Here is a 19443-nt window from a genome sequence, read left to right on the forward strand (position 1 = left end):
TTTTTAGGGGAGAGGGCATAAAAAAGAGAAGTAAACGCAGAGGCTTACTTCTCTCCTGTATTGTTAATAAAAAGCTGTTAACAAAAAGCTGTTAACAAAAAGCTGTTAACGGATGGTTATTAAGCGCTTGTTGAATCTTCTATGACTTACTCTTAAGCAGATCTGAGAACACGACATGCAGATCACTAGAAGCTGTGCTGCTGTCTAGGTTGAGCTTCGAACGAATATGGCTTAGGTGTTCTTGCATCAACTCTACGGCTTGTTGTTCATTGCCTGACTCTATCGCATCCAGTAAGCCTGAGTGTTCGTCTAGAGAACAGTTCGAGTGGTTGCCCGTTTCGTACTGAGCGATCAGCAGTGAAGTTTGCGATACCAAGCTGCGTTGGAAAGCCAGCAGTGGCGCGTTCTCAGCCATTTCAGCCAGTTTGATGTGGAACTCACCAGATAAACGTAAGCCAGAACCATAGTCACCTTGGTCAAAGGCGCAGTTCTCTTTCGCGACCAGTTTTCTACACTCGTCGATTTGGGCTTTGGTTGCGTTCTTAACCGCTAGCTCAGTGATCGCAATTTCCATCACTTCACGTGCTTTGAAGATTTGTTTGGCTTCGTCTACCGTTGGCGCAGCAATCACTGCACCTCGGTTAGGACGGATCACCACAACTTGTTCTAAGGAGAGACGCAGCAAGGCACGGCGGATAATAGTACGGCTAACGCCAAAGATTTCTGCTAGTGCTTCTTCGCTTAATTTGGTGGCTGGTGGCAGCCTTTGTTCTAGTATCGCGTCGAAGATATGGCAGTAAACAACATCGTCTTGAGTCTGGCCTGTTACTTTCGTTTTTACACCTTTGGAGACAGAGTTTTTGAGAACTGTCATAGAGATAAGGACCCTTGTTTAGTCGAGTTGGCTTGGTCGAGAATAATTCATGAGTATTACTCTATATTGTATACATTTATCTATACAATGCCACTGGATGAAAGTGCGATGCACGCTTATTTGTTAATGACTTATAACATTTAGTTTGCGGGGAACTGTGTGCAATCTAAAGCTTTAAGCCATTCTTCTTGAACTAGACGCGGTTGTCGCCACAGCTGTATGCCACGATCTGGCTGATTTCGCTGAGGCTACGACCTGATTGCTGCTGCCATTCGTTGAAAGCCTTACTCGCCGCGACTTGTGCTCGCTTGGTGTTACGACCGCTATCCACCACATCGGTACTGCGCAAATGCGCTTCAACGTCCGATGACAAGATGAAGGTATCTTTGCCCATTTGGCGTAAGGTGTAAGCGCCAGTGTTACCGCCCAGTCGCTTGCCGTGTTTCTTCAGATAATCCCAAAGTTCGGTGATGCGTTCTGATGGCCAGTCGGCAACCATTTGCGAGAACGAATCGGCCTCACGCTTGGCGTTGTGAATCATGGTGGCATTGGCAGGGATGGTCATCACCTTAGTAAGGTGACGAATAATACGCGGGTCTTGCGCTTTTTGTTCCCACATTTCATTCGGCAGCATCAGCATTTTTTCGATATTGAATTCAAAGAACACTTCTTCAAATTGCGGCCATTTCTTCCTCACTACATTCCATGAAATACCACACTGGAATACTTTTTCAGTAAAGGCGGCTAGCCAACGATCGTCGGTGATTTGTGATAGCTCGGCTTGTGAAAGGGGCGCACGAATAATTTTTTCGAGTTCGGCCGCTCCGCCTTTGCGGTGAGCTGCACGTTGGTAAATAGTATCGAATTTTTCTTGGGTCATGAAGGTTCCAAATTACATCTGTGTATCTTGAGTATGTAGCCAATGCTTAATGATATGGGGTCAAATCTAGTAATTAAAACGAACTAGCTAAGCTTTAATTCCATTTGATATAGAGGCCAGGTTTTGCCATTGAATTCTTTGAACTTGGGTTCTTTGTCGACCACTTGAAAGCCAGCTTTGTCGTAGCAACGTTTTGCTCCGATATTCTGTTGAAAGACCGCCAAGCTGATGGTGGTGACATCAGGGATTTGTTTCGCAGCGTCTAATGCACTTTCTATCATGGATTGCCCAAACCCTTTGCCTCGTTGGTTTGGGTGAATGGCCACTCGGCAGAATCGAAGTTCACTGTCTGACATACGTTGAAACTCCATAAACCCGATCAGTTCTGAGTTATTGCCGTTCGAATTCAGTTCAGAGAGAGCACTAGACTCAGAGAAGGTATATAGCTCAACTTGAGGCTCTTGAGAGCGTTCGATGATGGAGGCGGCTTCTAACGGCCAACCAAAGGTTCGTCCGCCCCACAGTACATAGTCTTCGAGTGATGTGAACCAAGTGACGATCTCATTGGCATCGGAGGCTTTAAAGCGGTTTATTTCCATATCCTTGTCTCTTCCTTATCGCGTGTCTCTTTTTCTAAACCGCTAAACTTCCGTGCCCAACTGCTCAAGAAAGCCACGCATGTAATCGGTGCGCTTGTTGGCTTCTAACTTGGCTGATTCTGTATTCATGGTTTCTGCTAGCTTAAACAGCTTCACGTAGAAGTGGTCGACGCTGTAATGCTTGTCATCTAAGTCACGATGTTCAGCGAACGGGTCTTCGTGGTTATACAGCTCGGCATTAAAGCTCTGACCCACATACAAGCAGCGAGCGATGCCAATTGCTCCGAGCGAATCAAGGCGATCGGCATCTTGGACTATCTGAGCTTCTAAGGTTTCAGGTGTGATGTTGGCGCTGTAGCTGTGCGTGACAATGGCATGATGGATCTCATCAAGATAGGACGCGGGATAGTCGATAGATTTGAGGAAAGAGATCGCCTTGTCTGCTGCCATTTGCGAGCTTTTGGCTCTGTCTGGATGGTTCTTAGGAAAGGTGAAACAATCATGAAGGTAAGCGGCGGGTAAAACGACTTCAAGCTTAGCCTGTTCTTGAGCACACAAAGCCTTAGCGGTTTTGACTACGCGCTTAATGTGGCTAATGTCGTGTGCTGCATCTTGTGTCATTTCTCGTTGTGCAAAATCAAGCAGTTGGTCTTCAAACTTTTCCTTCACGCGTCTCTTTCTCCCTATGTAGACGTTAGCAATCTTGTTGATCACCTAGCATTTATTTCACATCGACTTTAACAGTTTCAAGCGCGAGTTTTTATCTTTTATAAAAGGAATACCAACAAAAAAACCGACTCTGTGAGTCGGCTTAATAGAGGGGCTTGTCTACGTTGATAAAAGCATTATCAACGGCAGTCAGAGCTTAAGCTGCAGCTTGTTGAAGCTGCGCTAACACATGATGCAGTGACGGGCTGATCGTGTGACCAAGCGCTTTAACTTCTTCGCAAGGCTCAACCAAATCTGGAATTTGGAAGCTGATCATGTTCGCTGCCATTGATGCACGAATACCGTTGTTCGAATCTTCGAACGCTAGGCAGGTTTCAGGCGCAACACCTAGGCGTTCAGCCGCCAGCAAGTAAATCTCTGGGTGAGGCTTGCCGTGAGTCACTTCGCAGCCTGTGCTTAATGAAGTGAAGTAAGAATCTAGGCCAGCCAGCTCAAGCTTCTTCTTCGCGATATCAAGCTGAGTGGAGGTCGCCACCGCGATTGGAATGTCATTCGATTTTAGCCATTCAAGCAGTTCAATCACGCCATCTTTTACTGGGATTGCTTGGTTTTTAACAATTGCACTGTAGCGGGTGCGCCATTCATTATTCAGCGCTGGGTAATCTAGCCCTTCACCGTAACCGTTTCGAAAAATCTGTTCGATGGTTTTTGCGTTACAGCCAATGATGCCTAGGTAAACATCCTGCAAAAACGGAACACCTTGCGCGTGACATGCTTCTTCAAATACCTGCATACAAAGTCGCTCGGTGTCGAGCAGCAGTCCATCCATATCAAAAATAGCAGCTTGAAAATTCATATACGTGGTTCTTTCTGTGTTGTCGTCGTGAGGGCGGGTATTTTGACATAGTGTCTAGTGATAGGCGAGTCAACGTTCAGTAAGAATGTATCCAATCGGCTCGGCAATATGCTTCTGAATGACTTTAAGTATGATTGATTACGGGTTGAATGATATCGTTCAGTTATGAGCCTGATATTTTATAGGCCATCCAGATCTAACAGAAACAATTATGATTATTCCACATAACAAATCTAGCTTGTGAGTCTGGCTTCTTATTACATTTCATAAACTTACGGGCGTGTTAGCGTGACCATAATCTTATAAAAAACAATTACCGGGAGCCTGCAATCATAGTGTGACCAAGCAATAAGTAAATGGCTGAGCTTAGGGAGAAAATAACATTAGTCCATATTTTTAGCAGGGTTGCTTATGTTGTATTTTGAGTTTCTATTTTTATTAGTCGTCCTTTATATCGGGTCTCGGTATGGCGGTATTGGCTTAGGGGTTGTTTCTGGTATTGGTTTGGTTATCGAGGTGTTTGTCTTCAAGATGCCACCCACGTCTCCACCTGTCACCGTAATGCTGATCATCCTCGCCGTTGTTACTTGTGCTTCGATCCTCGAAGCGGCAGGTGGCTTGAAATACATGCTGCAAGTGGCGGAAAGGGTGCTAAGAAAGAACCCGAAACGCGTTACCTTGATTGCACCGTTCGTGACTTACTCGATGACATTCTTATTGGGTACAGGCCACGCGGTTTACTCAATTATGCCAATCATCGGCGATGTTGCGTTGAAGAATGGTATTCGTCCTGAGCGCCCGATGGCGGCTGCGTCTGTTGCGTCTCAACTAGCTATTACCGCATCTCCAATTTCAGCCGCTGTGGTGTACTACCTCGCGCAGCTTTCTGATATTCAACATTCTATTACTCTGCTTTCCATTTTGATGGTGACGGTACCTGCAACCTTATTTGGTACGTTTTTGCTTTCTTTGTACAGCTTGAAACGCGGCAAAGAACTGAATGACGATCCTGAATACCAAGCTCGTCTAAAAGATCCTGAGTGGAAAAAGCGTATCGAAAGCACTACTGCGACGTCTTTGGATGAAGTGCTGCCAACCTCGGCTCGTAATGCGGTTTTGATTTTCCTATTGTCGATTGTGGTGATTGTTATCGTGGCGATGGTGCCTGAGATCAGAACCATCGTTGACGGCGACAAGCCAATCAAGATGTCGGTGATCATCCAAATGATGATGCTCTGCTTCGGCGGTATCATTTTGCTGGCGACTAAAACTGACCCGCGAGATGTGCCAAACGGTGTGGTATTCAAATCGGGTATGGTGGCGGCGATTGCGATCTTCGGTATCGCTTGGATGTCGGATACTTACTTCCAATACGCAATGCCTCAGTTCAAATCTGGCATCGTGGAAATGGTGACCAACTACCCGTGGACGTTTGCTCTAGCGCTATTCATCGTATCGGTTGTGGTGAACTCTCAAGCAGCAACTGCACGTATGATGCTACCGGTTGGCCTTGGATTAGGACTAGACCCAGCCCTGCTTATCGGCTTGATGCCAGCGGTTTACGGCTACTTCTTCATCCCGAACTACCCATCAGATATCGCAACGGTGAACTTCGATGTCTCTGGCACCACCAAGATTGGTAAGTGGTACTTCAACCATTCATTCATGTCGGTGGGTTTAATCGGTGTAGTAGGCGCATGTTGCTTAGGCTACGCACTGGCACAGATTTTTATCGCTTAATGTATTAGCTTTCTTTGAGATAGCTAAGACAACAAACAAAAACAGCGCCTGAATTGGCGCTGTTTTTGTTTAATCTGTCTTGGGGATTCGCTTTGATACGAGCTCTTAAGCAGTATTAGCGAGCCTCAAAAGCCAAAGACTGAATCGCTTCTTCGATAGTTAGGAAGTGGATCTTCATTAGGCACACTTCGGCTTTCTGGAACTCGTGATTTCGAATCAGTTTGGTCACGCTTTCTACTGAATATTGCTCAGGCCGTTTCGCTAGAGACAGTTGATTTGATATCGATTGAAGTGCGTAGCTGTTACCTTCAGAATCGATGAGGTAATCATCTTCACCCAAGATCATGTCTGAGCATTCTGCCTGAAAATCTTGTTCTGACGCGACGTAAATAAGCTCATCGTCACCGTCGAGTTTTACCAAAGATGGCCAACTGATCATTACTGCCCTTTCTATGTGCTGCTTACTGCTTTTAATAGTGGTGACGACAAGCAATTATATAAAAGTTATCGTCATCTGCTTTATACACTAATCGATTCTTGTCATCGATTCGTCTTGACCAAAAGCTAGACAGGTTGCCGACTAGTGGCTCCGGCTTTCCAATCCCTTCAAAGGGCGTTCTTTTGGCGGCTTCAATCAACTTATTTAGTTTCTTGAGCGTTTTCTTGTCTTGGGTTTGCCAGTATAGGTAATCTTCCCAAGCATTATCTGTAAATACAATCTTTCGATCATTCGTCATTATTCAATTCTCGAACGGTTGTATTTCCGGCTTCGAGTTGAGCAATAGATTCAGCCAATCTTTCAGCGTTTTTAGGCGAGCTCATTAGGTACAAGGTTTCTTGCATTGAATTAAAATGATCAAGAGACATGACCACTGCATCTTCGGAATCTCGTCTGGTTATTACCGTAACATCAGAATCGTCTACCACTCTATCGAGCACAGACTTAAGGCTATTTCTGGCCTCAGTAAAAGAAACAATATTCATCACTTATTTACCCTGTTGTTTTTGGATATGTTTAATCTTTCTATATACACAGAATAGTTAATCATTCATGAATTAACTATTCTACATGTTCCGCTTGTTGTACATGTTATATCAGAGGTTACACATGATCAACTTATGGTACATGTCATTCATTGTAAATATGCAGAGAGTTACTGACTCAAAATGCTATTTACTCAAAGATCGGCCTAATGGTGCGAAGTAACCTTGCAGGGCTTGGTATATCTGTTCTCGGTGCGCCATATCAGGATACACGGGGTACATATCAGGCTTGGTTGTGCCATCCACTAGATAAGCGTTCTTGATATAGGAACACGATTCAATCACGGATTCAAAAGCGCGCGCCATCATCTCTGTGGGTAGTGAGAAGTAACGGGCAGACATCGCTTTGTCGGCAATCACACTGCGAGCCACATAATCGTGTTTGTCCAAGTTATTGTCGCTAAGCAGTGTGGCATCAAACAGAGACATCAAACTTTCGTTTAATGGATGAGGTCGCACCGTTCTATCGTGCAACCAACAGTCGCTGGCGAACAGGATCTGCTTGCGAGGGCCAGAGGTATCGCCGATTTCAAACGCTTTCTCAGCGATATAGTGGTCAAATGCATGCCAAAACTCGTGAGCGAGCGCGCCAGCTCCGGCATTCTTCGCGAGGGCTAATTCTCGTTGGTTCGGGGCATAGTGTGCTTGTACGCCTTTTCTGCCGCCACTGCCGAACGCTAAGCCTAATGTGCCGCGAAGGCCAATCGCTTCTGGTGGCAAAGCCAAGATGTAAGCCAAGTCGGCTAGCGAATCGAATATCAGATTTGCGGCCAACTCTTTTTCTTCTTTCGTCACCCAAGCACCCACACGAATGCTGCCCATACTGAAGGTTTGTTTGATGTCCATGAATGACACCTGATCGCCATGTCGGTAGTCTGGGCCTTCGCGCGTTTTGTATTTAAAGTGAGTTAACTTCAAAAGGGTCCTTGGAAACAGACGTAAGAATCAATAGTGTGCTCAGTGAGATGCGCCTGTGTGAGATGCATCTCTTGGAATTAAAGGACGTTAGCACTTTTGATAGCAAATTGCCGAACAAAATTAGTTTAGATTGAGTTCGAAAGCTTCCCATGAAGTTGGGTTACCTTCACGAGTGAGTGGAAAGAGTGGCTGTTGTGGTTTTGCATAGCTTAATCGGTGCAGTCTTTGAGTTACGTGGTAGCTATCAAGCCCTGATACCGTGACCAAATCCAACGCTTCTAAATCAAGGTAGCCATCCGGCATCACGGCGCGTTTGGGTGCGTGAATCGTTATAACTTCACCGATCAACATTTGCGTTTGATTGCTTTCGATTGTTATCTGTTCTTTGAACGCTAACCCTATCTTTAAACTGCTCTCCAAGACGAAGGGAGCGGGGAATGTGTCGTCATAATAGGCCGTTAAGCCGACCGCGTTGAATTCTGAGACTGGTTTAGGGTAGCGAGCCGAGGTTTGATGGGCCTTTTTAACAAAGTCAGCACCAATGCTGTTAACGGTGAAGTACTTAGTTTCTAGGATGTTTTCTAGCGTATGACGTCGGCTTTTATCTGGGCGAACAATAAAACCAAGCAGCGCGGGATCAGACCCTAGGTGAATGACAGAGCTCACTATCGCAAGGTTTTCAAGCCCCTGTTTATCACAAGTACCAATTAGGTTGGCGCTTTTAAATCCAGATAGGGAGTTAACCAAACGAATGCGGTGGCGCGGGTCCATTGTTTGGATATCTTGTTTAGAAAGGGTCATGTCCTTCATATCTTCTCTTCTTCTCATTTATTGTTATCTTCGAGCATGCTCACTAACGGACTTATATGTACGAAGAATCCGCTTTTATCGATCAAAGAGCGCTTATTGGCCGTGGGCAGTTTGTCTCTTTTATCTCTGCTACAGCACAATGAACGAGATCCTTTGCATAGATTTACGCGCGTTGACGTCCCTTTACATCACAGGAGCTAAAGTAATGATGTCGTCTTTATGAGTGTTAAAAAATGAAAACAGTCCGCAATATCATTTGGGCAATGATTGCCACAATGTCAGCCTTTTGGTTTGCGATGGAACCGCAATTATTCGCTTCAAGCGATGTCTTTGAATGGCGCTCAGCCATGATTCAGTACTCAGGTATTTTGTCTCTGGTGTTAATGTCCATCACAATGATCTTGGCGATGCGTTTGCCTATGGTTGAGAATTGGCTGAAAGGTATGGATAAAGCATATCGAGTCCATAAATGGCTCGGTATCGGTGGTGTTGCACTGGGTGTGACACACTGGTTGTGGTACCAAATACCTAAGTCATTGGTGGTGTCTGGTGTGTTAGATAAGCCTGTTCGACACGATGGTTCAGGGCCGCAAGCTGTTTTGACTGGATGGGAGTTATGGGTCAATGAATTACGCGGTATTGCTCAGAGTATTGGCGAGTGGGGCTTCTACTTGTTGCTCATTTTACTGGTGGCGTCACTATGGGCGGCAGTGAAGTACAAACCGTTTAAATTGTCGCACCGTCTGATGTCGGTTGCGTACCTGTTTATCGCTTTCCACTCAGTAATCCTGCTTAAACGAGCGTATTGGGGAGAACCTATTTATTATCTAACTGTGGCATTTGCTTTGGCTGGGTCTATCGCAGCGATTTACAGTTTGTTGGGCTTGGTTGGGCGTCGTAATCGTCACTCAGCGAAGATTATCTCGACTCGCTATTTTCCACAAGCTGAAGTGATGGAGCTGGTGTTAAAACCGGAGGCATCTTGGCAAGGTCACAAAGCTGGGCAGTTTGCGTACTTGCGTTTCGGTAATGAAGACCCGCATCCGTTTACCATTGTTTCTGGCAGTGATGATCCAGAGCTGCACTTTTTGATCAAAGAGCTGGGTGATTTTACTAATGGCCTATATGAACGAGTGAAAGCGGGCGATGCGGTTACGGTTGAAGGACCCTATGGTCGACTTTATTTTGACCTAAGCAAGCCACAAATTTGGATTGCTGGTGGTGTCGGGATAGCGTCGTTTTTTGCAACACTTGAAGCGCTCAAAACAGAACGAGATCATCCTCGTATTCAACTGTTTTATTGTACTCGCGGTGTTGATAAGCAATTAATCGATGAGTTGTGGCACCTAGCACACGCGGTTGGTGTGAAGTTGACCGTGATAGATACCTTGCACTCACCGCGGCTAAACGCCGGAAGAATTGTCAATCAATGTGGCGACCTCAACGAGTACGAGATGTATTTCTGCGGGCCGGAGTTGTTCTCTACATCACTGAAAAAAGAATTAGACACCTATCAATTTGATATTGAAAAGCACTACCACGAAGAGCTGTTTGTGATGCGTTAAAGCCAACTATTGGAGCTGTGATTGTTAAATTAGTCAATCGGCACAGTGTAAAAAGGCGTAAAGTCACTCAATTTGTTATTGCAGCGGTTTGCTATTGAGCGATACCATATAGGGCTGTTTCTTTGGTAAAGATGTAATTATGTCAGATGAAAAACTCGCACTCGAATGGATGCGCCAACAAGCTCATAAAGTTGACCCATACGTTATCGATCCATCGTTTGATGAATGCGTTGAGTTGCTTGATCCTGCCTTCAAGAAAGGCAAGAGTGTTGCTCAACTCAAGTATCTGTTATCAGAAGCAGATCGCCGAGCGGGCGCGGCAGAACGTAAGCATGCGGCTTTAAAATACGCCAAAGAGAAAAGCCCAAATGCTGGTCAAATCTTGCGACTGCAAAGCAAGCTTCAACAAGTTCAGTTGGCTCTCAAGCTTGCCACTGGCGATAACAATATGACCATATCTCAGTTCTGTTCAGAGTATGACGTGACTAAGCGTGACGGCAATACGGCATGGAATGAAAAGTTGGTGGAGCAGGGGAAGAGAAAGTAGCGATCTCTATTTCTATTTTTTGATTTAGTCGTTTTTCTATTGAACTTTAAATCATGCTCGCAGAGCCGTTAACTCGGTATCTTGAACCCCAATCATTGATATGCATTGCCGTGGTTTGAGCGCGGCGTATTGTCTCAACGATGCCCTCATTATTTTGGTGACGCACTCATGAACCTCTCCCAGATTGACCTGAATCTTCTTTTCGTTCTTAAGCATTTACTCGAAGAAAAACACGTCTCTAATACCGCAATGTCTCTGAACATGAGCCAGTCTTCGGTAAGTCGTACGCTACAAAAAATGCGTACCTTCTTTGATGATGAGCTGCTGGTACGTAAGAAGTATGGCTATGAGCTGACCCCAAAAGCAGAGTCGATTAAAAACGATATCAACACCGTTATTACTAACCTGGAAAAGTTGGTTCATAAGCAGTCGTTTGACCCAAGCAAGGTTGATAGTACTGTGAAATTTTATGGCTTACTGCCTCAAATTAATACCTTAATGCCCAAGGTGATCGCTAAGATCCGCAAAGAAGCGCCGAACATGATCGTGAGTTTAGATTCTGCGCCCAAGCGTCATTTCGAATCCTTGGTCGCAGGTGATGTGCACTTTGCCTTATCTTCGCATCAGCCGCCTTCTGCTGAGCAAAATATCTATCGTATGACAGTGGCGAAGCGCACGTTCCGTTTGTTGATGAGCCGAGAGCACCCATTGGCGAATGAAACTCTGACCCCACAAAAGCTGGCGGAATATGATTTTGGCCAAGTCTCTCTACAAGGTGAGAAAAGGCTCTCTTTCGAACACAAATACCAAGAACTCGGTTTAGCCAATAAAAAGCAGCGCCTGTCTGCACCTGTGCAGTTGAGTAACTTCAGCTCGGCGCCAAGTATTGCTGCTGAAACCGACATCATCTTTCACCTTCCAACACCTTTTGCAGAAGCAGCGTGTCATGATCCCCGCCTGATCACCAGAGAAGTCCCAGAAGAACTCCACTTGAGCTTTCAAGAAGTTTATTTGTACTGGCACAAGCGATTTCATGATGACCCGATGTGTGAATGGGTACGTGAAATATTCAAAGACCTCTATGTAGGCAAAGATACGTACTCTTAAAAGAGAGTGACTTCTAGTTAAGTAAGCACCGAAGTCTGAGTGATTTGAGAGCCGTTATTCGCAACATCATCAGTTTCATATCAAGCATAAGGTGAAGGTAACTATCCGTCTGGCGGATAGCGATATTCTATTTTGGCGATAGCATTATGCTTGAAGCGAATGATTTACGCCGCTCTAATTGAGAATGATTATTAAATGCAATCTCAATTTAAGTAGAGCCAAGATGAACACTATTCAAACGTTTACTCGTTCCCCCCTTTCTAAGTCTATAGCTGCTGCGTGTTTTGTATTCCCTGTGATGGGCTTTGCTAACGAACAAGTAAATCAAGTTGATACCGAAGCTTTGACCATTGAAGCGACGACTATGGAAACCATGGTTGTGACAGCAGCTGGTTATGAGCAGGTTGTCACTGAAGCGCCAGCGTCGATCAGCGTGATTACTCGTGAGCAGCTGGAAAACCGATCGTATAAAGATCTGACAGACGCGCTGCGTGATGTACCTGGTGTGATAGTGACAGGTGGTGGTTCGAGCCAAGACATTTCAATACGTGGTATGCCTGCAGAATACACGGCGATTTTGGTCGATGGACGCAAGCAGTCTGGCCGTGAAACACAACAAAACAGCAGTGGTGGCTTTGAGCAAGATTGGCTACCACCTCTAAGCGCGATTGAGCGAGTTGAAGTCGTGCGTGGCCCAATGTCGACGCTTTACGGTTCAGACGCGATTGGCGGTGTGATCAACATTATCACTCGTAAAGATTATCAAGAGTGGTATGGCAGCGTACGTGGTGAAACAACACTGCAAGAGAACTCAGACTCGGGCAATTCATATCAAAGCCAAGTGCATCTAGCGGGCCCTCTTATTGATGGCTTGTTGAGTGCTTCTTTCTCTGGTTTATATCAAGAGCGTAAGGAAGATGAGATTCTTTACGGATACGGAGGCAAAACATTAGAGAGTTACCGTGGCGCACTACACTTGACGCCTACGGATGACGATACTTTCTCGTTTGATTACACCTATCACGATCAAGAACGAGTGACGACGGATGGAAAATCGAAAACCACAGATTCTGAGCGTGTGAACAATCGTCAATCATTGGGCCTATCTCACTCAGGCAACTACGACTGGGGCTCGGGCACTTCATACATCAACAATGAAACGGTTGAGAATGAAGGCGGAGAAATGGAAGTGGAAAACCTGACTCTGAACTCACAATGGTCTATGCCAGTGCTTGAGGCGCACTACCTAACTATCGGCTTCAACTATACACGTCAGGAGCTGACAGATTCTGCAGAAGATCATGTCTTCAAAAATAACCAATGGTCACTGTTTGCGGAAGATGAATGGTACATCACCGATTCTTTTGCTCTAACAACTGGCCTCAGATTTGATCAAAATGACGTGTTCGAGTCTCATCTGAGCCCTCGCGTTTATGGTGTGTGGAGTGTCGACTCATATTGGACAGTGAAAGGCGGTGTTTCAACGGGATATCGAGCACCAGGCTTAACTGAGATGGAAGCGGGTTGGGCGCAAGAAAGTTGTGGTGGCGACTGCTCGGTTTACGGTAATCCTGATCTAAAAGCCGAGACGTCAGTGAACAGTGAAATGGGCGTGTACTTTGTTGGCGATGCCGATTTAAGCTCGAACATCACCGTATTCTACAGTGACTTTAAAGACAAGATCGACAAGAAAGAGCTGAGCACTAACTGTGGCCGACGTGGTTGTGATTCTACCTACGTGAACATTGAAGACGCGATTACTTACGGTGCTGAATACACGATAAACAAAGGCATTACCGAGGCGATTTCTGTCGGTTCGACGTATACCTATACACATACTGAGAAGCAGTCTGGTGAAGATGAGGGTAAGCCACTAACACAAGTTCCTGAGCATTTAGTTACCGTAAATGCAGATTGGCAAGTACGTGATGATGTCCAATCTTGGATACGAGTGACATACCGTGGCAAAGAGTCAGAACCGACAACGAGTAGTTCAAAAACACAATACGAAGCGCCATCAATTACTTATGTTGACTTAGGTGCCAACTGGTATGTGCAAAAGAACCTTAAGGTGATGGCTGGTATCTACAACCTATTTGATGAACAAACCGATTACGAAGAGTTTGGCTACGTTGAAGATGGTCGTCGTTACTGGTTAGCAGCAGAAGCGTCATTCTAGATAAGAGGTTCATAATGAAAAAGATAACAAAATTACTGATGCTTTCATTTGTTGGATTATCGGCTGCTAATGCTAATGCTAATGCTAATGCTAATGCTAATGCTAATGCTAATGCGGTATACACAGTAGAAAAGGACATCTTGTTTAAGACGGTAGAAGCACGAGAGATCAAGCTTGATCTCTACCTTCCCAAAACAGAAGCAAAGGTTGATGGAAAATATCCGTTGCTCGTTTGGGTACATGGCGGTGCGTGGAAGCGTGGCACTAAAGACGATATTCCGACTAAAAACCCGTTGTTGCTTAATTCTGTTTTGGATGAAGGTTATGCGTTGGCTGCGGTCGATTATCGTTTAAGTGGCGAAGCAACTTTCCCAAAACCAGTCGCGGATATTAATGATGCTATTAACTATCTTCATGACCATGCTAACAAGTACAATCTTGCCGCCGATAACGTGGTTATGATGGGGCGTTCAGCTGGTGGTCATTTAGCGGGATTGGTCGGCGCAAGTAATACGTGCGGTGACATTAGCTTTTACTCAGAACCTAAGTATCGAGTGGCTGGAGTTGTAAGCTTTTTTGGCCCGACGGACCTGCTGGAACTAGGTAATAAAGGGAACAGACCAACCAGTAAAAAGTCGTCGGTGTCACGCTTTTTAGGTGATATCCCGAGTGAAGTACCAGAGCTAGCGGCACAAGCTTCAACGACCAGTTATATAAACAGTGATGCTCCGCCTTACATTCAGTTCCATGGAACACTGGATAAGCGAGTGCCTTTAGCGCAAAGCCAGATCCTCAAACATGCTTTGGACAAGTACGGCATTGAGAATCAGTTGTTTATCGAGGAGGGTGTTGGTCATAGTGCTCCAATTTTTGATACCGATAAGTATGTACCGCATGTGATTGCGTTTTTAAAGCGACATTATCCAATTAAATAATCTCTACTTTTGTGACGTTACAACGCGCTAGAAAGCATTCATTGAGCCATTTAAAGCCAAGTTGATCACTAAGGTTCAACTTGGCTTTTTTATTGGAAGCTTTCATAAGTATCTGGATTCATTTCTAACTTCCCTTTTATGATTCGATCGTCATTTATTAGATCGAACAAAACCGTGTTCACCTTCGATAATTGAGTTATTTATCAGTTAAAGGTGGTGGTTATTGTGTGTTTCATCACGCTTTGTTCATAACTGACTCTAGCTTATCGACGACCTTGATAAAGGCTTCAATGTGCGCGATACACTATTTTTCGCCCATTAATCAATTTCACTTGTGACAAAGTTATCAGAATTATGCATTTTCGGTAACGTTCCCGAAATTATCGATCTATCATCCACTCAGATACAAAAGTGAAGTAATCAACACGACTGATTTCTATTTCTTCTTCGATATAGAGCTTATACATCAAAAGTATAAGCCGAAATGTGCTTACGAATTTCTTTGGGAACGTTTGCAAATGATCCAAAACAATTAACGTGAGAACATCAGAATGAAACGACACATTTTAGCGGTTGCTGTAACAATGGGGCTAATGACTACATCGGTATTAGCAAGTGAAGACGTTGCAGCATTAGAGCAACGTATTAATGAATTAGAACAAAGGGTTGCACAAACAGAGCAGGTCTCTACCGAGGCCAATGAAAAGGCTTCTTCGTTTGAGTTTCACGGCTATGCTCGCTCTGGGTTATTGATCAACGACGACCTAAACGGCGCGACAGGTACTGGTCCTTACATGACAGCGGCGGGTGCCATTGGAGCTCCAATTGGACGTCTTGGTGTTGAAGATGATCATTACGTTGAAGCGAACTTGATTCATAAGCGATTTGCAGACGATGGCTCTAGTGCTTTGTTTCGCATCATGTTGGCCGACAGTACTGAGACAAATAACGAGTGGACTGCCAGCGAAAGCCAGTTGAATGTGCGACAAGTGTATTCAGAACTGAACCGTCTGAGCATGTTCTCTGAATCTGAAGCGTTTTCTGAAGCAACGTTTTGGGCGGGTAAACGATTCGATCGCGACAACTTTGATATTCACTTTTTCGATTCGGATATTGTCTTCTTATCAGGTACTGGTGCGGGCGTTTATGACGTTCAGATGAGCGACAACTGGAAAGCGAATTTCTCTATTTATGGCCGAGATTTTGGTGAGATTGATAGCTCGTCAACAGATGTAGAAAACTACATTGCAACCATGAATAACCGTATTGGCCAATGGCAAGTGATGTTGAGCGGTATGACCTCAGCAGACAACGATAGCCGCCTAAATGGCGCAGCTGAAAGCGGTGTACACGCAATGTTTGCGTACCATGGAGACAACTTCTTTGGTCTGAGCGAAGGCTTCTCTAAAACGGGTATGTTAGTGGGTAGTGGCCTAGGTGCAGAGCTAAAAGGCATCGGTTCAAATGGTGATCTACTGGATGACGCGAAAGCCGTTCGCCTGTTTAGCTACGGTGTCACTCGCATTGGCGACAACTGGCGCTTAGCACCTGCATTGATGGCAGAGCATAGCCAAGACCGTTTGAAGAAGAATGACGAGTTCACATGGGCTTCTTTAAACGTTCGATTAGCTCAAGAGTTCACAGAGAACTTTGAGATGGTTTACGAAGGTTCATTGCAATACATGGATTTAGACAACTCGACAGAGCAAGCGAGCGGCGGTTTCTACAAAGCGACAGTTGCACCAACACTCAAGCTTTCAACTAGCACTGGTTTCTTTGACCGACCAGAACTGCGTTTCGCTGTGAGCTATGTGGATTGGAGTGAAGACCTAAATGGTTACTCGATCAGCACTGAAGCAGATGCTGCAACGATGGGAGAGGGCGGCGAGGTTCTGTTTGCACTGCAGATGGAAACTTGGTTCTAATTGCTTGATATATCGTTTAGATAGAGAGTGTTACTCATGATGTGATAGTCGCATCACCAAATGCCAACCTTATCGTTTCAACTCGAAGGTTGGCATTTTTTATCTTGGGATAACCTGATCTCTGAAATAAATCGCTAGCAAGACTCTCGGTCAATAGTGGTGAAGGTCAACACCATCTTGCTCATTTCAAAGCCTTTTTTCTCAATACGGTCGAGTAGCAGCTTGGCTCCATTTTCTCCCGCTTTATCAAACGCATAGTTAAACGTAGACAGCGTTGGTGTGCATACTGAAGCGAGCTCATCGTCACCTACACCGAGCACCAATATATCCTTTCCTGGAACGAGCCCCGCTTCCTGAATGGCTCTGATCGCACCGATTGCGATACGGTCAGTGGCGCAGAATAGGCCGTCGAGCTTGGTGTGCTCCTTGAGATACTGCTTCGCCAGTTGGTAACCTGATTCTATGGTGAAATCGCCACGGGCGTGAAATTGCAGTGTGAGGTCGTTAAATTGAAGCGATTGAGCGAAGCCTTCCGATCTCATCTTATCAACCGCAATATCATCACCTTGCACACCGATGAATCCCATATGCTTACAAGCTTTCGCTATGAGGCGATTACCCGCTTCAAACCCTACGCGAGTGTCGTCGTGCACAATGCTTGGGATGTTAAACATTGACCCGTCTTGACCAACCAATACCACGGGTACGGCAGAGCTTTGAATCGCTTTGACTAATTGGTTGTCGAGGTGGGTCGCGTACAGGATGATGCCTTCAACACGCTTCTGGTTAAATATCTGAATATATTCAAGTTCTTTATGGTGTGTTTGGTGTGTGCTCGCTAATAATACATGCTTGCCCGCTTGCTCTAAGACGGCGGTTAAACCATCGACACCCTGAGAGGTGGCATGGGAAGAAACCCTAGGAACAATCACGCCAACCAGGTTGGTTTTTTGGGACTTTAAGTCTTTAGCGACTTGGTTTGGGAGATAGCCACACTCTTCAACCGCTTTACGCACCTTCACCTTGGTCGCGTCTTTTACGCCATACTCATCATTGATTACTCTTGAAACCGTCGACTTGGAAACTCCAGCGAGACGAGCGACATCATGAAGACTAGCCATTATTCATTATCCAATTGTAATTTTAGTTTTGGGATTGTTTGCAAACAGAGCATCAAATTTACCTGTTATTAGGGGATTTTAACCCTGTCTTCCTATCCTAGGGAGATAATTTGAAGATCATTCTCACACTATTGAGCAGTTATCTTTGATCATTTGTTATTTCTAGGCAAAAATTTGTTTTGCAAACGTTCCCGAAAATTCAAAAGCTCAAATGATAATCCAATGGGGTATGTAATGAATTATCCAAAAATAGCAAAAGAGCTGCTTTCTCTATTAGGTGGTAAAAGTAATATCACCGCACTCGCACACTGCGCGACTCGTCTGCGTCTTGCGGTTGCAGACCAAGATAAAATTGATGAACAGGCGATTGATAACCTAGAAGGGGTTAAGGGCCAGTTTAAAGTGGCAGGTCAATATCAGATCATCTTTGGCTCAGGCATCGTAAACCAAGTTTATGCTGAGTTGGCTAAGCTGACTGAAATGACGGAAATGTCGACCAACGATGTGGCGTCTGCAGGTGCTGACAACCAAAATATCCTGCAACGCGCGGTGAAAGGCCTGTCTGATATTTTTGTACCAATCATTCCGGCGATTGTTGCTGGTGGTTTGTTGATGGGTATCTACAACCTATTGACGGCTCAAGGCTTATTCATTGATGGCAAATCTTTAATCGACGCTAATCCGGGTTTGACCGACTTAGCAAACATGATCAATACATTTGCTAATGCTCCTTTTGTGTACTTACCTATTTTATTAGCATTTTCAGCGAGTAAGAAGTTTGGTGGTAACCCATTCCTTGGCGCGGCTTTAGGTATGTTGATGGTTCACCCAGACTTGCTTAACGGCTGGGGCTTCGGTGGCGCATCAGTGTCGGGCAGCATTCCGGTTTGGAACATTTTAGGTTTCGAAATCGAGAAAGTAGGCTATCAAGGTTCAGTACTACCCGTTCTTGTTTCTGCGTTTATTCTAGCGAAAGTTGAGCTTGGGCTGCGTAAAGTTATTCCTTCGGTTCTGGATAACTTGCTAACGCCGCTATTGGCGATTTTCATAACTGGTTTGTTAACATTCACGATTGTTGGTCCATTTACTCGTGATATCGGCTTCCTGCTTGGTGACGGCCTAAATTGGTTATACAACAGTGCTGGCTTCATTGGCGGTGCGGTGTTTGGTTTGATTTATGCGCCGTTTGTTATTACTGGTATGCACCATAGCTTTATTGCTATTGAAACTCAGCTGCTTGCGGATATCGCAACGACTGGCGGTACGTTCATCTTCCCTATCGCGGCGATGTCTAACGTGTCACAAGGTGCAGCGGCACTGGCGGTTGGTTTCATGAGTAAAGATAAGAAAATGAAAGGTATCGCGATTCCTTCTGGTGTGACTGGCTTGCTTGGTATTACTGAACCTGCAATGTTCGGTGTGAACTTGAAGCTTCGCTATCCATTCATTGCTGCGGTTTGTGCCGCTGCGATTTCAAGCGCGTTTATCACGATGTTCAATGTGAAAGCACAAGCACTGGGTGCGGCGGGTATTCCTGGCATCATCTCAATATCACCAGAAAAGATTGGCTACTACGTGGTAGGTATGATTATCGCGTTCGTGACTGCCTTTGCTCTGACCGTTGTTTTAGGTCTGCGCGAGCGCAGCAAGCAAAACATTAAAGCAACAGCTTAA

19 protein-coding genes are annotated in these 19443 nt (G+C 45.1%); 8 read left to right on the forward strand and 11 right to left on the reverse strand.

Going from position 1 to position 19443, the window contains the following annotated elements; translation table 11 throughout:
- Positions 1 to 139: 139 nt before the first annotated feature.
- From AB4209_RS12365 to AB4209_RS12385, 5 genes are all read right to left on the reverse strand, one after another.
- Positions 140 to 874 (reverse strand): GntR family transcriptional regulator, encoded by a 735-nt coding sequence (locus tag AB4209_RS12365; protein WP_372056043.1) that lies wholly within the window; start codon positions 872 to 874, stop codon positions 140 to 142.
- A 193-nt stretch (positions 875 to 1067) separates the two neighbouring features.
- Entirely contained in the window at positions 1068 to 1754 is a 687-nt protein-coding gene (locus tag AB4209_RS12370; RefSeq protein ID WP_017069078.1) for a DNA-3-methyladenine glycosylase I, read from the reverse strand.
- Between the two features lie 83 nt (positions 1755 to 1837).
- Positions 1838 to 2353 carry an N-acetyltransferase gene (locus AB4209_RS12375; protein WP_102320853.1) on the reverse strand — a complete coding sequence of 172 codons (516 nt, stop codon included), beginning with the start codon at positions 2351 to 2353 and terminating at the stop codon, positions 1838 to 1840.
- A 42-nt stretch (positions 2354 to 2395) separates the two neighbouring features.
- Entirely contained in the window at positions 2396 to 3022 is a 627-nt protein-coding gene (locus AB4209_RS12380) for an HD domain-containing protein (RefSeq protein WP_017069080.1), read from the reverse strand.
- Between the two features lie 196 nt (positions 3023 to 3218).
- Positions 3219 to 3878, reverse strand: a complete 660-nt coding sequence (locus AB4209_RS12385; protein ID WP_010432777.1) for an HAD family phosphatase — start codon at positions 3876 to 3878, stop codon at positions 3219 to 3221.
- Positions 3879 to 4289: 411 nt separating this feature from the next.
- On the opposite strand from AB4209_RS12385, the gene AB4209_RS12390 reads away from it, so the two are divergent.
- The gene (locus AB4209_RS12390) at positions 4290 to 5618 is read left to right on the forward strand and encodes an anaerobic C4-dicarboxylate transporter (RefSeq protein ID WP_010432780.1); all 1329 of its coding nucleotides are present in this window, start codon (positions 4290 to 4292) and stop codon (positions 5616 to 5618) included.
- A 115-nt stretch (positions 5619 to 5733) separates the two neighbouring features.
- On the opposite strand, the gene AB4209_RS12395 is transcribed toward AB4209_RS12390, so the two are convergent.
- The 5 genes from AB4209_RS12395 to AB4209_RS12415 form a co-directional block, all read right to left on the reverse strand.
- Positions 5734 to 6057: a DUF4144 domain-containing protein gene (locus AB4209_RS12395; RefSeq protein ID WP_372056045.1), complete on the reverse strand. Its 324-nt coding sequence runs from the start codon at positions 6055 to 6057 to the stop codon at positions 5734 to 5736.
- A 31-nt stretch (positions 6058 to 6088) separates the two neighbouring features.
- Positions 6089 to 6355, reverse strand: coding sequence for a Txe/YoeB family addiction module toxin (locus AB4209_RS12400; RefSeq protein ID WP_017061615.1), 267 nt, complete (start codon positions 6353 to 6355; stop codon positions 6089 to 6091).
- On the reverse strand, positions 6345 to 6602 hold the full coding sequence (locus AB4209_RS12405; RefSeq protein ID WP_017061616.1) for a type II toxin-antitoxin system Phd/YefM family antitoxin: 258 nt from the start codon (positions 6600 to 6602) through the stop codon (positions 6345 to 6347). The genes AB4209_RS12400 and AB4209_RS12405 overlap by 11 nt, the downstream gene beginning before the upstream one ends.
- 186 nt (positions 6603 to 6788) lie before the next feature.
- Positions 6789 to 7580 (reverse strand): CLCA_X family protein, encoded by a 792-nt coding sequence (locus AB4209_RS12410; RefSeq protein ID WP_372056047.1) that lies wholly within the window; start codon positions 7578 to 7580, stop codon positions 6789 to 6791.
- Between the two features lie 120 nt (positions 7581 to 7700).
- The gene (locus AB4209_RS12415) at positions 7701 to 8390 is read right to left on the reverse strand and encodes a flavin reductase family protein (protein WP_017061618.1); all 690 of its coding nucleotides are present in this window, start codon (positions 8388 to 8390) and stop codon (positions 7701 to 7703) included.
- Positions 8391 to 8623: 233 nt separating this feature from the next.
- On the opposite strand from AB4209_RS12415, the gene AB4209_RS12420 reads away from it, so the two are divergent.
- The 6 genes from AB4209_RS12420 to AB4209_RS12445 all read left to right on the forward strand — a co-directional run bounded on the left by AB4209_RS12420 (position 8624) and on the right by AB4209_RS12445 (position 16648).
- Positions 8624 to 9955, forward strand: a complete 1332-nt coding sequence (locus AB4209_RS12420; RefSeq protein ID WP_372056049.1) for a ferric reductase-like transmembrane domain-containing protein — start codon at positions 8624 to 8626, stop codon at positions 9953 to 9955.
- A gap of 139 nt (positions 9956 to 10094) precedes the next feature.
- Positions 10095 to 10502 carry a hypothetical protein gene (locus AB4209_RS12425; protein WP_017061620.1) on the forward strand — a complete coding sequence of 136 codons (408 nt, stop codon included), beginning with the start codon at positions 10095 to 10097 and terminating at the stop codon, positions 10500 to 10502.
- Positions 10503 to 10670: 168 nt separating this feature from the next.
- The gene (locus tag AB4209_RS12430) at positions 10671 to 11609 is read left to right on the forward strand and encodes a LysR family transcriptional regulator (RefSeq protein WP_017071654.1); all 939 of its coding nucleotides are present in this window, start codon (positions 10671 to 10673) and stop codon (positions 11607 to 11609) included.
- Between the two features lie 298 nt (positions 11610 to 11907).
- On the forward strand, positions 11908 to 13788 hold the full coding sequence (locus AB4209_RS12435; protein ID WP_372056064.1) for a TonB-dependent receptor domain-containing protein: 1881 nt from the start codon (positions 11908 to 11910) through the stop codon (positions 13786 to 13788).
- A 14-nt stretch (positions 13789 to 13802) separates the two neighbouring features.
- Entirely contained in the window at positions 13803 to 14723 is a 921-nt protein-coding gene (locus AB4209_RS12440) for an alpha/beta hydrolase fold domain-containing protein (RefSeq protein ID WP_372056051.1), read from the forward strand.
- Positions 14724 to 15274: 551 nt separating this feature from the next.
- Entirely contained in the window at positions 15275 to 16648 is a 1374-nt protein-coding gene (locus AB4209_RS12445; RefSeq protein WP_102320859.1) for a carbohydrate porin, read from the forward strand.
- A gap of 134 nt (positions 16649 to 16782) precedes the next feature.
- On the opposite strand, the gene AB4209_RS12450 is transcribed toward AB4209_RS12445, so the two are convergent.
- A complete protein-coding gene (locus AB4209_RS12450; protein ID WP_229647940.1) occupies positions 16783 to 17769 on the reverse strand; it encodes a LacI family DNA-binding transcriptional regulator in 987 nt (328 codons plus the stop codon).
- A gap of 234 nt (positions 17770 to 18003) precedes the next feature.
- Between AB4209_RS12450 and AB4209_RS12455 the strand changes: the two genes are divergently transcribed.
- Positions 18004 to 19443, forward strand: a complete 1440-nt coding sequence (locus tag AB4209_RS12455; RefSeq protein WP_372056053.1) for a sucrose-specific PTS transporter subunit IIBC — start codon at positions 18004 to 18006, stop codon at positions 19441 to 19443.

This window comes from Vibrio sp. 10N.286.48.C11 (assembly GCF_041469805.1).
GTDB lineage: Bacteria > Pseudomonadota > Gammaproteobacteria > Enterobacterales > Vibrionaceae > Vibrio > Vibrio crassostreae_C.

Excerpts from the sequence above, each read along its gene's own strand:
- AB4209_RS12455 (WP_372056053.1), top strand. The coding sequence starts at position 18,004 with ATGAATTATCCAAAAATAGCAAAAGAGCTGCTTTCTCTATTAGGTGGT.
- AB4209_RS12430 (WP_017071654.1), top strand. The coding sequence starts at position 10,671 with ATGAACCTCTCCCAGATTGACCTGAATCTTCTTTTCGTTCTTAAGCAT.
- AB4209_RS12405 (WP_017061616.1), bottom strand. The coding sequence starts at position 6,602 with ATGAATATTGTTTCTTTTACTGAGGCCAGAAATAGCCTTAAGTCTGTG.
- AB4209_RS12415 (WP_017061618.1), bottom strand. The coding sequence starts at position 8,390 with ATGAAGGACATGACCCTTTCTAAACAAGATATCCAAACAATGGACCCG.
- AB4209_RS12420 (WP_372056049.1), top strand. The coding sequence starts at position 8,624 with ATGAAAACAGTCCGCAATATCATTTGGGCAATGATTGCCACAATGTCA.
- AB4209_RS12370 (WP_017069078.1), bottom strand. The coding sequence starts at position 1,754 with ATGACCCAAGAAAAATTCGATACTATTTACCAACGTGCAGCTCACCGC.
- AB4209_RS12440 (WP_372056051.1), top strand. The coding sequence starts at position 13,803 with ATGAAAAAGATAACAAAATTACTGATGCTTTCATTTGTTGGATTATCG.
- AB4209_RS12425 (WP_017061620.1), top strand. The coding sequence starts at position 10,095 with ATGTCAGATGAAAAACTCGCACTCGAATGGATGCGCCAACAAGCTCAT.
- AB4209_RS12385 (WP_010432777.1), bottom strand. The coding sequence starts at position 3,878 with ATGAATTTTCAAGCTGCTATTTTTGATATGGATGGACTGCTGCTCGAC.
- AB4209_RS12445 (WP_102320859.1), top strand. The coding sequence starts at position 15,275 with ATGAAACGACACATTTTAGCGGTTGCTGTAACAATGGGGCTAATGACT.
- AB4209_RS12450 (WP_229647940.1), bottom strand. The coding sequence starts at position 17,769 with ATGGCTAGTCTTCATGATGTCGCTCGTCTCGCTGGAGTTTCCAAGTCG.
- AB4209_RS12390 (WP_010432780.1), top strand. The coding sequence starts at position 4,290 with ATGTTGTATTTTGAGTTTCTATTTTTATTAGTCGTCCTTTATATCGGG.
- AB4209_RS12400 (WP_017061615.1), bottom strand. The coding sequence starts at position 6,355 with ATGACGAATGATCGAAAGATTGTATTTACAGATAATGCTTGGGAAGAT.
- AB4209_RS12395 (WP_372056045.1), bottom strand. The coding sequence starts at position 6,057 with ATGATCAGTTGGCCATCTTTGGTAAAACTCGACGGTGACGATGAGCTT.
- AB4209_RS12435 (WP_372056064.1), top strand. The coding sequence starts at position 11,908 with ATGGGCTTTGCTAACGAACAAGTAAATCAAGTTGATACCGAAGCTTTG.
- AB4209_RS12375 (WP_102320853.1), bottom strand. The coding sequence starts at position 2,353 with ATGGAAATAAACCGCTTTAAAGCCTCCGATGCCAATGAGATCGTCACT.
- AB4209_RS12365 (WP_372056043.1), bottom strand. The coding sequence starts at position 874 with ATGACAGTTCTCAAAAACTCTGTCTCCAAAGGTGTAAAAACGAAAGTA.